The following is a 12,436-nucleotide window of genomic DNA, read 5'->3' on the forward strand; positions in this document are numbered from 1 at the left end:
CACCTCACTTCCCATGTTTTATCTCCTCTTTTATTTCTTCTAAAATGTCGATAACACGACTATTTTGCTTTTCAATATTTTTTAATCTTTTCTCTATAATACTTGATGAAAAAAATATAAGAATGATCAGTGCGATGCCAATTATTATGTCCATTCATATTCCCCCTTGCGCTTCTATACCAATCATATCCAAATTATAAAAAATAGACAAGAACACGAAAAAAGCAACCGGTTTACTAAACCAGTTGCTCCTTAAAAACTCCAATTATTTTTGGAATTTATTCATTTGAGTCATCATTTGGCGTACTTGCTTTTCAGACGGCGTACGACCCATTTGTGCCATCATCATTCGAATCATTTGTTCGTTAATTGGTGGGTTTTCTTTTAAATATTTCATCATAGCTTGACGTGCAAAGTAGAAACCAAGTGCTGCGCCAGCTGCTAATGCGATAATTACAACAATAATCCAGCCCCATGTAGGCATACAACCAACCTCCTCCACTACAATATACCGAGAAAAAAACTCTCCACGCTCCATTATACACCAAATACTAGCGTGTTACTATATATTATAGTGAAAATTCCTAGTGCATTGTATACTTCATCGGCTTTAGCCAACCACATTCATTATCTTGTTTATTAAAAGCGATAAATCGCTCACTCATTTTTGCTAGCATTTGGAATAAATCCAAGTCAAGCATGCGAGAGCCTTCACAATAAACACAGATTTTGCGCTCTACTAAATAAATCGCCATCTTCCCTTTTATCGGGTGTTCTAAAAATAGAGCATTACGTGCTCTTTCTAAATGTGCATATTTTGAATCTAGCTGTGCCTCTAACATAGTAGCAATTTCGTCGAAGCGAACAGTTTCACATATATACGCGAGTTCTTTTAAGGATTTCTCATTGGCATCTTCACAGCCCTGCATCATTTCTAATAACTTACGCTCTCTGCCGAAAATAAACGTTAAATGCTCTTCTTTTATTTTATATATGGAATAGGTTCTCACCAGAAATCCCCCTTCGCTCAGTTTCTTTAACGTTAGTATAGCGGATTAGAAGTTGTTAATTTGTCAAACGAAGGAGGCGACCATCTTCTATTTTTGTCGAAAACCTTCTAGTTTCAGCTTATCACAAAAAGCTCAGCCTCAAGACCTAGAGGAAAATCCATTTCCGGTCCGTTTTAGATGTTCTGTCAAACAGGTAACATAAAGGTACAAACGAAAGGAGCTAATTTATATGAAAAAATTTCTGTTATTAACTGGTGGTATTATTGCAGCCTGTGTCGCACTTGCCTTAATCGGGCCTATTACGGGCTTATTATTTTCAGGTGTACTTGTTGCACTAGGCATGCACTTCTACATTGGTAGTAAATCGACATTTGCAAAAATTATTTGGTTTACTGTTGGTCTAATTGGCGTATTATCTGCTGTCTCTAATATTCCAGCAATGATCGGTCTTGCAGCCATCGCCATTATTTACGTGATCTACAAAAAGTGGAAAGGCGAAGATGTAAAAATCCCTACAGTGGAAGCGAAAGAAGAAGATCCGTTCACAAACTTCGAAAAAGAATGGTCAAATTTAACAAAATAAAAGGAGCGAATTAATAATGAACTTATTCCAACGTTTTAGATATACAATCGAGGCTGACTTACATCAAGTATTTGATAAAAAGGAACAAAAAAATCCTATTGCCATGTTAAACCAGTACATCCGCGAGGCGGAAAAGCAAACTGAACAAACGGGCAAATTATTAGAACGTCAAGGTAAGCTTAAAGAAAAGATGGAACTTGAACTCAAACAAAACACTGAATTATTAGCAAAACGTGAGGCACAATTACAATTAGCAATTGCTAGTGGTGAACAAGATTTAATTGACTTCGCATCAGACGAAGTAGCCGCTTACGCTGCTCGTAACCATACGTTACAAGCGAGCATCGAGGCCGGCACACGTGAATACTTTGAGCTTGAACGCAAATTTGAAACGATGAAGCACAAAATTAAAGATATGAAAGTACGTCAATTACAGCTAATGGGCAAAGAGAATGTGACGCGTGCGCACCATCAAATGGACGGTATGCTTGCCAACAACAATAAAGCTAACTTCGAGGATTTAGAATCTTATATCGATAAGCTGGCACACCGTATCGATAAAGAGCATGAGATTACAACTTTCGAGGCACGTTTAGCGGCATTAGAAAAAAATACAACTGAAGCTTCTTCTCCACTACTCATCGAAAAGAAATAACATGATATAATGGAAAGAAATAAGGGATGCCTCAATTATTGAAGCATCCCATTTCTTTGAGTATAGGGGGAATAAAAAGAGATAAAGGATAATGATAAATGAAAAAAAATAATAAAAGGAAACGGTTTAATCACTTGATTACTATATGTATTTTTGCTTTTCTTATACTTATTTTTTTGACTATCGTATTGTTAAGTTATCGTTTTATCGCACAACAGCATATTCAACAAAAAGGTAGTGAACTAATTGAAAATGGTGGGATTAGTGAGCTAAAAGAATTAAATGTAAACGGAGACAGACAGTTTCTATTAGTTGAAGGCCAAGACAAAAACAAACCATTTTGTTTATTTTTACATGGTGGGCCGGGTTCCCCGTTCCCATATGGCGTCAGTGCACGAACATTATATCCGGAAATAACCGAACATTGCGTAGCTGTGTATTATGATCAAAGAGGCTCAGGTAAAAGTTTTAACAAAGATTTATCGCTTACGACCATGAACCTACGACAATTCACAGATGATGCTAATGTTATCGTTGATTATATTAGAGAAACTTATCAGCAAGAACAAATATTCGTTATTGCTCAATCATTTGGAACAGTGATTGGCACTCAATTAGTCGCAAAGTATCCAGAAAAATTCCACGCCTACATGGGCATATCACAACTAACGAGTAGTAGTAAAGGGCAAGAACTTGGTTATAATTGGTTAAAGGATGAAGCCATTGCTAATGATGATACCAAGACACTGCAAATATTAAAGCAGTTAGGTAAAGGGCCCTATCTAGCAGATGCTGAAGATCAATTTAGTGGTCTTATTAATCAATATAAAGGTATGAATTATTATGATGAGAAGATTGACAAGGTTAATGTTATTAGTTTGATTAAAGGTGCATTTACGTCTCCGGATTACTCTATCCAGGATTTATATAAGGCATTTATTTCAGGTCCACAATTCAGCCTGATCAAAAGCACCGAACTTAAAAAGGAAATTATTGAGACCGATTTTTTTGATTCTGTAAAGCGTATGGATGTCCCTGTATATTTTATTCAAGGGAAATACGATAAACAGACAAATTATGAATTAGCACAACAATACTATGAATTTCTAGATGCACCTAATGGTAAACAATTTAGTACTTTAGAGCACTCTGCCCATTATCCAAATGCACTTGATGCTGAGATAATACCTCAAACGATTAAGAGGATGGTAGAAGCTCATTATTAATATAGTAGAAAGAAGGGTGACCCTCTTGCAAAATTTCACAACAAATAAACTTACGTTTTGGGTACTATGCTTCTTTTTACTCGTTTTTGTAGAGCTCACAATTTTCAATAATGGCGGCGCTTTTTGTTTACTTATTGGCGCTGTCCTGCTGTATTTAAGCTTCTCAAAAAACAAAAGATTTTTAAAATGGTCAGGTATTTTTTTCATCGTCATCTCCCTCTTTACGATGTGGAGTTTGCGCCTTTTTATCGTTATTATGCTCTTATATATGCTCTATCAATACTTACAACGAGAAAATGAACCAAAAATCGTCAACGTTGAGTTTGACAAGCCACCAGCAACTAAAAACGAATTATTTGGCACACTTCCTGCACCCGACGAAGCCTATAAATGGCAAGATGTACAGATTCAACGTCTAGCAGGTGATATTACAATTGATACAACCCAAACGATATTACCTGCTGGCCCAAGTTTTATTACAATTCGACAAGGCATTGGCAAAGTACAAATTTATGTTCCTTACGAAATTCCGTTTCGTTTACATTACACGACGTTATTCGGCGAATTTACTTGTCTGCAAGGAGGGCCCCAACGACTACTGAATGAAAGTATCGTAGTGTCCGATGGTAACCCTGAAGATGCCAAACGTACCCTCATCATTCACGTTGCTACTTGGCTAGGAGATTTGGAGGTGTTACGTAAATGATTGCCTTTCTTTCAAGAGTATTTACGCTATTTTTTATATTAATTGGAGCGGCATTTGGCCTGCTATATGCTATATGGGGCGAACCAAACGAGAAAGTTTGGCAACCTTTATGGCAACAAAACTATGACAATATCCCATTAGGCGCCATTATTTTAATTAGTCTATTTGCGATTAGTTTTTTTATTGGGAGTTGGATTAGTATGACTGCTCGTGCACGTGAGGCGCAGGCTACCCGCTTTGTAAAAGAATTAATCGAGCCAGATTTCGTGCTACCTAAAAAGCATGCGCTGCCAAAACCATTAAAAAAGGCAATTGTGCAAACGGGCGAGTTAATTGATACACAACGAAAAAGCTTACAGCGACTTTCCAATGAGCGTGCTGAAGCTAACGATAAAGTCATCCAAGAGCGCATCATTGCCGAACGTCAGCGTCTAGCACGTGAGCTCCATGACTCTGTTTCACAGCAATTATTTGCTGCCTCGATGTTACTTTCTGCTTTAACTGAAAGTGATGAAAATGCTAAAAGTTTAAAACAAGTAGAAAAAATCGTCCAACAAGCTCAGTTGGAAATGCGCGCATTACTATTGCATCTACGTCCTGTAGCCTTACACAATAAAACACTCGCACAAGGCTTAGAGGAATTGATTATTGAGCTGCAACAAAAAGTGTATTTTCATATTGAATATGAGCTAGAAGAAATCGCATTAACGAAGGCAGAGGAAGACCATTTGTTCCGCATTGCCCAAGAAGCATTATCGAATACGTTGCGCCATTCAAAAGCAACCGAGGTTGAACTATTACTTGTTGCTAGAGATGATTTAGCGATATTACGTATTCAAGATAATGGCCTTGGCTTTGATGTAGAAGCCGATAAATCGGCATCGTATGGTTTACAAAATATTGCCGAGCGCGCGGTGGAAATTGGTTGTAAGTATAAAATTGTATCTGTACCAGACGAAGGTACGATTGTAGAGGTAAAGGTTCCACTACAGAAGGAGGTTGTTGAAGTTGATTCAAGTATTAATAGTGGATGATCACGAGATGGTACGAATTGGCGTATCTGCCTACCTGTCAGCACAGCCTGATATTACAGTTGTTGGCGAAGCGGAAAATGGAGCGGTGGCTGTTGAACGTGCGCTCGCCCTGCGTCCTGATATTATTTTAATGGACAATGTCATGCCTGTTATGACAGGAGCCGAAGCGACTGCCAAAATATTAGAAGCTTGGCCAGAAGCGAAAATCATGATGGTCACGAGCTTTTTGGATGATGATAAAGTTTATCCTGCCCTAGAGGCTGGTGCCATTAGTTATATTTTAAAAACATCTAACGCCAAACAAATAGCCGATGCTATACGTAAAACAATGGGCGGAGAAACTGTTTTAGAACCAGAAGTCACGTCTAAAATGATGCATCGTATGCGCTATGGTACGAATACACCACTTTACGAGCAATTAACTGAGCGCGAAATGGAAGTGCTATTATTGATGGCAAAAGGCAAGGCAAATCAAGAAATCGCCGATGACTTATTCATTGCCTTAAAAACCGTGAAAACCCATGTCAGCAATATTTTAGCCAAACTAGACGTCCAAGATCGTACCCAAGCGGTAGTCTACGCCTTTCAAAATGGTCTAGCGAAATAACTTTTATTAACGCCTGCAGGTTTGTGGTGTTTCGAGCTCCTTTGGTGGCGATTCACCTGGATTTGATGGCGGTTCGTCGAGGTTTTGTGGCGATTCGCCTCATTCTATCGGCGATTTGTGCACTTTTATCAATTAAGGATAACTGAACATTTGATTCAGCTATCCTTTTTTCATTTGATTTAGAACAATAAATCACGTACAACTTGGGCAATCAATAATAGAAAGATAGCAGGCAATGCGATTTGAAGCCACCTCACTTTAATATATTGCACCATTCTCATTCCTAAATGAGACCCCAAAATCGAGCCAACCGTGACCGGAATAGATGCCCCATTCGACAATGCCATAAAGATAATAAAATACAAAAGCACTCATGCAGCTAGAAAACATCACAAAACGTGTTAATTCAACAGCCTTTAAATAGCTATGTTGCTTCTTTAAAAAATATATATTATTCATCAATGCAGATCCTGGTCCAAAACCACCATCATACATACTAATGAAAAATGGCGTGATGAACGATGGCTCTTTTTCATAATTATCTTCTACATCCATCCCCATTTTTCTATTATTTTTAAGGACCATAAAAAAGGAAAAAGTAAGAATAATACAAGCTATTATATTCATTATTTTTTCAGACAGTCGTGTTGCCAAAAATGCACCTGTTATTCCCCCAAAACATGCCATAATCATAAATGGCAACATTTTTTTAAGGCTACTTTCTTTTTAAATATTAGTGTGAGGACATTGGTAAACGAAGAAATACCTGTGGCGAACTTATTCACTGCCACCGTAGCATGAATAGGTACACCCACTAATAACATTGCTGGTAGTAGGACAAAACCTGCTGCCCCAAACATGACACCAATCATCGCAGCTATTACGCCGATAGAAAATAACATTAATCCATCTACTGAAAACCATTCATTTAAGAAAATAGCCATTCCTCTCACCTCTATTACTAACTTACTGCTATAATTTACATAAAACAAATATATATTTTTTTCATATTCATAAAAATAATTTATAATATGGTGATAATAATGAATTTACATGCACTAAGAATTTTTACAAAAGTTGCAGATTTAGGGAGTATAACGGCTGCAGCTAATGCCTTACTGTTAAGTCAACCTGCTGTGACGATTCAAATTCGCAATTTAGAAAAAGAGTTGGGTTTGAAACTAACGAAAAGTAAAGGACGCGGAATTCAATTAACAGAAGAAGGGCGATTTGTTTATGAACAAGGACTACGCCTATTTCACTTAGAGGGACAAATTGAAGATAAACTTAAATTGTATGTCGCCAAAGAAGAAAAAATTCATATTGCGACCTCTTACATACCGATTAATTATGTCTTGCCTAAATACATCGCAAATTACAAATTAATGTATCCAAATATAGAATTTTTCGTATCACTAGGAAATGTAAAATCGGTTGAAGATAAAATTCGCAAGTACGAAGCGGACTTCGGATTTGTTGTTCAAAGTAATATAGGACACGAAGATCTATATTTCGATAAATTAATGGAGATTGAATTTGCATTTATTGCCCACCCATCACATCCATTAGCTAATCAAAATGTCTCGTTATGTGCGTTATCCAAGGAAGAATTAATTTATCGTGAAAAGGGCAGTTCAACACGAGATTTATTAGAAGCTATTTTTTATTCTCAAAACTCAAAATTGTCCATTGCCTAAGATAGGCTTACAGATGCAAGGTTTATTTGAATCGTTAAAAGCTGTAGAAGCTGGCTATGGTATTGTCCTCGCCCCACTTCTTAGCGTAACAAACAGCATAGAAACGAAGAAATTGGCCCCTATCTTTATAAAAAATGTAGAGATTAAGCAAAGTTTATTTATTTGTACTAGAAAAAGCGAATTGACAAACCCGGTATTTGTAAGTTATTTAAAAGAAAATTTTTTATCGAAATAATAATAGATGCTATTCCGATACATTTTTAGGATCAACCAAAAAGTACACCACTATTTACGTGGTGTACTTTTTGTTTATTTAAAGAGTAACGTTACTTTATTTTGTAATAATTTTATAGTGCTTTCACTTTTATCACTGTTTTTTACATCTTTTTTAATATAATAACCGATAAAATAATCTTTAGCGTGATTTTCAAATGTATTCTCGTAAGTGTGGTTAGGTATTATAAAAGCTGAAATAGCTTTATCAGACTGAACAAATACAATAGGTATAGAAGAATTTAAGTAGAATTGAGTATATTGGTTATCGGAAGCTTCTTGTAAATAATTTTTAGTAATCAAAATCGCATCAAAAGAATTTGTATTATTTAAATCTTGTAAAGTTATTTTTTTGGTATAACATCTTTTAATAATATTATCATACTGAAAAGATGTAGAAAATGTAAAAAGGATTTTCATCTTTTGACACTGTTAAATCCGATTTAGAATCTATTGGTGATGTGTCAGCATTTCTAATTGTTCACGTTCATTAATTTTGATTCTTCGTCACCATTTATCCATCATATTTTATTTATAGTGGATTGTTAGTTATGCATATAAAGTTGATTGAAACTGAGGACGGGCAACTCCTGCTCAGAACGCACACAGCGAAAGACGCAACGGACCGGGCGTAAGCGGGGGTTGCGGCTTACGTGTGTGGCCGCGGAAAGCGCCCGGACGTAGCGGAAATCAACGGTAGGAGACATCTACATTTATTTAAAATGAAAAAAGACTGTAGACAAAATCGAAATTTTTCGAGGTTGTCTACAGTCTGACCGTAGTGCTCCCTTAGAGCATTGCGGTTTTTTTACGAAAGCTAATCTTATAGCGCTTTAACTTTCGCTACAACATTTTCTACAGTGAAACCGTATTTTTCCATAACGATTTCGCCTGGTGCTGAAGCGCCGAACTTGTCGATTGCCAGAACGTCACCTTCAAAGCCAGTGTATTTGTGCCAACCGAATGATGCACCCATCTCAATTGCTAAACGTTTTGTGACAGCTTTTGGAAGAACTGATTCTTTATATGCTGCATCTTGTTTTTCAAAGCGATCCATTGATGGCATTGATACGACTGCTACATCGATATCTTCAGCTTTTAATGCTTTTTGAGCTTCGATTGCAAGTGATACTTCAGAACCAGTTGCAATTAAAATAGCATCTGCCACTTCTTTAGAAGCAGGTGATACCGTATAAGCGCCTTTTGCTACACCTTCACGCACTGTTTCGATTGACGCGTCAAGCACTGGTAAGTTTTGACGAGATAATACTAACACAGTTGGTGTTTTTTCAGACGAAACAGCAAGCTCCCATGCAACTGCTGATTCATTTGCATCTGCTGGACGAACAACAGAAAGATTAGGCATTGCACGTAATGAAGATAAGTGTTCGATTGGTTCATGTGTTGGACCATCTTCCCCTACCGCAATAGAGTCATGTGTGAAGACATATGTCACAGGAAGACCCATTAAAGCAGAAAGACGGATTGCAGGACGAACGTAATCAGAGAATACGAAGAATGTTCCGCCAAAGACATTAACACCGCCATGAAGAGCCATACCGTTCATCGCTGCGCCCATTGCAAATTCACGCACACCGAACCAAATATTGCGACCAGCATAGTCATCCGCTGAGAAGTCGCCTGCACCCTTCATCGTCGTTTTATTTGAGCCTGCAAGGTCAGCTGAACCACCGAAGAATGATGGAGTTTTCTTCGCAATTGCGTTGATTGCATCACCTGAAGATGAACGTGTTGCTACAGATTTACCTGCTTCATATACTGGTAATTCTGCTGCGAAATCTTCTGGCAGCTTACCATTCATTGCATCTTCGAATTGAGCTGCTAATTCAGGGAACTCCGCTTTGTAAGCTTCAAATTTTGCATTCCAAGCTGCTTCAGACTGTGCACCTTGTACTTCAGCTGCTGCATTGAATGTATCATATACTTCAGCAGGAATTTGGAATGGCTCATGTGCCCATTCATATGCTGCTTTTGTTAATACAACCTCGTCAGTACCTAGTGGCGCACCGTGAGAATCTGCTTTACCTGATTTGTTTGGAGAACCGAATCCAATAACTGTTTTCACTTCAATCAGTGTTGGTTTGCCAGTAGATTTTTTAGCTTCTTCGATTGCTTGGTTCACAGCTTCTACATCTGTACCGTCAGCAACTTTTAAATAGTTCCAGCCATATGACTCAAAACGTTTTTGCACGTTTTCAGAGAATGATTTTTCTAAATCACCATCTAAAGAAATATCGTTTGAATCGTATAATACGATTAATTTTTCAAGTTTTAAGTGACCAGCTAATGAAATGGCTTCAGCTGCAACGCCTTCCATTAAGTCGCCGTCGCCGCAAAGCGCAAATGTATAGTGATCGACAATATCATGTCCTGGTTTGTTGTAAGTAGCAGCTAAATGACGCTCTGCCATTGCCATACCAACTGTCATGGCAATCCCTTGACCAAGTGGACCTGTAGTTGCCTCTACCCCAACAGTATGACCGTATTCTGGATGACCTGGAGTTAATGAATCCCATTGACGGAAGTTTTGGATTTCTTCCATTGGTAGGCCGTAACCACCAAGGTGAAGTAGGCTATATAAAAGCATAGAGCCATGACCTGCTGAAAGTACGAAACGATCGCGGTTAAACCACTTTGGATTAGCCGGATTGTGGCGAAGTTGTTTTGTCCAAAGCGTATAAGCCATTGGCGCTGCCCCCATTGGTAAGCCTGGGTGACCTGAATTTGCTTTTTCAATTGCATCGATTGACAATGTTCGGATAGCATTAATCGCTAGTTGATCCGCATGTTGAGTCATTATGTTGTGACATCCTTTCTCGTCCTATATATTGTTCTACTACAGTTTAGTCAACATTGTCCTAGAAAACAATGCTTTTGTTATACTATTTGAGATTTATGACATACTTTATCATCATTCTGTAACTTGCTTTTTAAAATAAAAGTACTGAATGAAGAATGTTATCCAGCTATAACAATTGTATTGCTACACATTTGAGCACTGGATGAAATGTGACATATTAATTTAGAAATTTATTTTTTTTCGCTTGTTTTACCTTTTCAGGTGTAACGTCATTGCCTTCTTCATCGACAACTTTCACATTTTCAATCGTATCGCGCATTGTGGCTCTAAACGTATCTAAATATTCTTTGCGAAGAGAAGTACGCTCTTTCGCCTCTTCTTCCGTTAAATTGCCTGCTTTTGCTTTGGCTGCTAGTTCATTGATTCGCTTAATTTTTTCTTTTGATAACATTGTGACACACCTTTCAATACCTTTATTACTTCAGTATGCAAAGTATAGCATGCTTTCCCTTAAAATGCAGTTATACCAACCCTTAAAAACACTTCTTAGCCATAATTTACATGACTTCCAGATGTTAGTGCTGTATAACTAATAATAACAGAAAGTATTAGGAGGAAATAAGGTGAATATTACAACACAACGACTTTTGATTCGCAAATTTGTGGCCCAAGATTGGCAGGCTGTATATAGCTATATGTCCAATCAAACGGTGATGCACTATATGCCAGAAGGTGTTTATACAGCGCAACAAGTACAAAAATTTATTACAGATAATAGCGGAGAGCAAGCCAAACATTTCGCAATTGTTTTACATGATCAACCCAAAGTCATTGGTCATCTAGTATTCCACCAATACTTTGGCGACCATACATATGAAATTGGCTGGGTGCTAAATCCTGCGTATTTTCAGAAAGGCTATGCATCAGAAGCAGCACATGCCCTATTAGATTACGGCTTCTCTAAAATGAAGCTTCATAGAATTATTGCCACATGCCAACCCGAAAATATTGCCTCCTATCGAGTAATGGAGAAAATAGGCATGCGACGTGAAGGATTTTTTAAAAAGTGTATACCGCATGGAGACGAATGGTGGGATGAATACTACTACGCCATTTTGCAGGAAGAATGGCTAGAAAAAAAGATTAGCAGTGCAAATTAATTGCCTGCTAATCTTTCTTGGTGTTCTTGATAGCGCCTATGGACCGTTGCTTTGCTTACTTCAAAGCCAAGCCCCTTCAGAGTCATCGCAATTTCTTCAAAGGTAAAGCCACGATTGCGCAGCTTAACAATTTCTTCTATCGGCACTTCTTTTCGTTCCTGACCATTCGGATTACCACGATTAGACAAATTATGTTCAGGACGATATCCATTTTCTACTGCACGACGCATACCGCGACGGATTTTCGCATTATGGATTTTACGCTGATATTCTTCAACAATGGCTAATATTTCAAGCAACATTGTATCCATTTCATTTAATTGTACAGGGCCAGCATCTCGCATTGAAAAAACATCTGTTTCTGTTTTTTGCAATAAATGTAGTACAGCCATACGTGCATTACCACGTCCTAAACGTGTTTCATCTTGCACAAATAATGCGTGTATACCATTTTCTTTAATAAAATCTAGCATTTCAAGCAATCCTTCACGCTCTACATCATAGCCGCTATGCTTATCTTGAAAAATACATCTCACATCATAGTTTTGTTCTTTCGCATAGCGTAACAATTCCTCTTGTTGTCGCTCCAACGAAGAACTTTGTGTCTCTTTGTCGGTACTAACACGGCAATAAATTACAGCCGTTTGTTGTTTAGTCATCATTT

18 protein-coding genes are annotated in these 12,436 nt (G+C 37.6%); 9 read left to right on the top strand and 9 right to left on the bottom strand.

Features of this window, described 5'->3' with window-relative positions; all coding sequences use genetic code 11:
* Window positions 1-4 precede the first annotated feature (4 nt).
* The 3 genes from ACIQXI_RS10225 to sirA all read right to left on the bottom strand — a co-directional run bounded on the left by ACIQXI_RS10225 (window position 5) and on the right by sirA (window position 1,010).
* Window positions 5-154: a hypothetical protein gene (locus ACIQXI_RS10225; protein WP_402924177.1), complete on the bottom strand. Its 150-nt coding sequence runs from the start codon at window positions 152-154 to the stop codon at window positions 5-7.
* A 111-nt stretch (window positions 155-265) separates the two neighbouring features.
* Window positions 266-484, bottom strand: a complete 219-nt coding sequence (locus tag ACIQXI_RS10230) for a YneF family protein (RefSeq protein WP_402924179.1) — start codon at window positions 482-484, stop codon at window positions 266-268.
* 100 nt (window positions 485-584) lie between these two features.
* Entirely contained in the window at window positions 585-1,010 is a 426-nt protein-coding gene (sirA, locus tag ACIQXI_RS10235) for a sporulation inhibitor of replication protein SirA (protein WP_053483154.1), read from the bottom strand.
* A gap of 229 nt (window positions 1,011-1,239) precedes the next feature.
* On the opposite strand from sirA, the gene ACIQXI_RS10240 reads away from it, so the two are divergent.
* The 6 genes from ACIQXI_RS10240 to ACIQXI_RS10265 all read left to right on the top strand — a co-directional run bounded on the left by ACIQXI_RS10240 (window position 1,240) and on the right by ACIQXI_RS10265 (window position 5,821).
* Entirely contained in the window at window positions 1,240-1,593 is a 354-nt protein-coding gene (locus ACIQXI_RS10240; protein ID WP_402924182.1) for a lmo0954 family membrane protein, read from the top strand.
* A gap of 16 nt (window positions 1,594-1,609) precedes the next feature.
* Window positions 1,610-2,248 carry a PspA/IM30 family protein gene (locus ACIQXI_RS10245; RefSeq protein ID WP_402924185.1) on the top strand — a complete coding sequence of 213 codons (639 nt, stop codon included), beginning with the start codon at window positions 1,610-1,612 and terminating at the stop codon, window positions 2,246-2,248.
* Window positions 2,249-2,436: 188 nt separating this feature from the next.
* Window positions 2,437-3,474, top strand: a complete 1,038-nt coding sequence (locus tag ACIQXI_RS10250) for an alpha/beta fold hydrolase (protein ID WP_402924187.1) — start codon at window positions 2,437-2,439, stop codon at window positions 3,472-3,474.
* Window positions 3,475-3,490: 16 nt separating this feature from the next.
* Window positions 3,491-4,180: a cell wall-active antibiotics response protein LiaF gene (liaF, locus tag ACIQXI_RS10255; RefSeq protein WP_402924189.1), complete on the top strand. Its 690-nt coding sequence runs from the start codon at window positions 3,491-3,493 to the stop codon at window positions 4,178-4,180.
* On the top strand, window positions 4,177-5,214 hold the full coding sequence (locus tag ACIQXI_RS10260) for a sensor histidine kinase (RefSeq protein ID WP_402924191.1): 1,038 nt from the start codon (window positions 4,177-4,179) through the stop codon (window positions 5,212-5,214). The genes liaF and ACIQXI_RS10260 overlap by 4 nt, the downstream gene beginning before the upstream one ends.
* Entirely contained in the window at window positions 5,189-5,821 is a 633-nt protein-coding gene (locus ACIQXI_RS10265) for a response regulator transcription factor (protein ID WP_402924194.1), read from the top strand. Before ACIQXI_RS10260 ends, ACIQXI_RS10265 begins: the two co-directional genes overlap by 26 nt.
* Window positions 5,822-6,079: 258 nt before the next feature.
* Here the strand turns inward: ACIQXI_RS10265 and ACIQXI_RS10270 are convergent, their stop codons facing one another.
* Both ACIQXI_RS10270 and ACIQXI_RS10275 read right to left on the bottom strand, forming a co-directional pair.
* Window positions 6,080-6,526: a TSUP family transporter gene (locus tag ACIQXI_RS10270; protein WP_402924196.1), complete on the bottom strand. Its 447-nt coding sequence runs from the start codon at window positions 6,524-6,526 to the stop codon at window positions 6,080-6,082.
* On the bottom strand, window positions 6,511-6,765 hold the full coding sequence (locus ACIQXI_RS10275) for a sulfite exporter TauE/SafE family protein (protein WP_402924199.1): 255 nt from the start codon (window positions 6,763-6,765) through the stop codon (window positions 6,511-6,513). The genes ACIQXI_RS10270 and ACIQXI_RS10275 overlap by 16 nt, the downstream gene beginning before the upstream one ends.
* Window positions 6,766-6,864: 99 nt before the next feature.
* Between ACIQXI_RS10275 and ACIQXI_RS10280 the strand changes: the two genes are divergently transcribed.
* Window positions 6,865-7,518, top strand: a complete 654-nt coding sequence (locus ACIQXI_RS10280; protein WP_402924202.1) for a LysR family transcriptional regulator — start codon at window positions 6,865-6,867, stop codon at window positions 7,516-7,518.
* A 13-nt stretch (window positions 7,519-7,531) separates the two neighbouring features.
* Window positions 7,532-7,753, top strand: coding sequence for a hypothetical protein (locus tag ACIQXI_RS10285; RefSeq protein WP_402924205.1), 222 nt, complete (start codon window positions 7,532-7,534; stop codon window positions 7,751-7,753).
* 74 nt (window positions 7,754-7,827) lie between these two features.
* Here ACIQXI_RS10285 and ACIQXI_RS10290 read toward each other — a convergent pair whose 3' ends face one another.
* The 3 genes from ACIQXI_RS10290 to ACIQXI_RS10300 form a co-directional block, all read right to left on the bottom strand.
* On the bottom strand, window positions 7,828-8,211 hold the full coding sequence (locus ACIQXI_RS10290) for a hypothetical protein (protein ID WP_402924208.1): 384 nt from the start codon (window positions 8,209-8,211) through the stop codon (window positions 7,828-7,830).
* A 403-nt stretch (window positions 8,212-8,614) separates the two neighbouring features.
* Entirely contained in the window at window positions 8,615-10,609 is a 1,995-nt protein-coding gene (tkt, locus tag ACIQXI_RS10295) for a transketolase (RefSeq protein WP_402924211.1), read from the bottom strand.
* A 220-nt stretch (window positions 10,610-10,829) separates the two neighbouring features.
* On the bottom strand, window positions 10,830-11,063 hold the full coding sequence (locus tag ACIQXI_RS10300) for a DUF896 domain-containing protein (RefSeq protein ID WP_402924214.1): 234 nt from the start codon (window positions 11,061-11,063) through the stop codon (window positions 10,830-10,832).
* A 172-nt stretch (window positions 11,064-11,235) separates the two neighbouring features.
* Here ACIQXI_RS10300 and ACIQXI_RS10305 point away from each other — a divergent pair, with 172 nt between their 5' ends.
* Complete coding sequence (locus ACIQXI_RS10305; protein WP_402924217.1) at window positions 11,236-11,772, top strand: GNAT family N-acetyltransferase; 537 nt, start codon at window positions 11,236-11,238, stop codon at window positions 11,770-11,772.
* Here ACIQXI_RS10305 and ACIQXI_RS10310 read toward each other — a convergent pair.
* Window positions 11,769-12,434: a YneB family resolvase-like protein gene (locus ACIQXI_RS10310; RefSeq protein ID WP_483869712.1), complete on the bottom strand. Its 666-nt coding sequence runs from the start codon at window positions 12,432-12,434 to the stop codon at window positions 11,769-11,771. The genes ACIQXI_RS10305 and ACIQXI_RS10310 overlap by 4 nt on opposite strands.
* Between the last annotated feature and the right edge of the window lie 2 nt (window positions 12,435-12,436).

Origin of the sequence: Lysinibacillus sp. NPDC097195, assembly GCF_044762075.1 — a bacterium.
Lineage (GTDB): Bacteria > Bacillota > Bacilli > Bacillales_A > Planococcaceae > Lysinibacillus.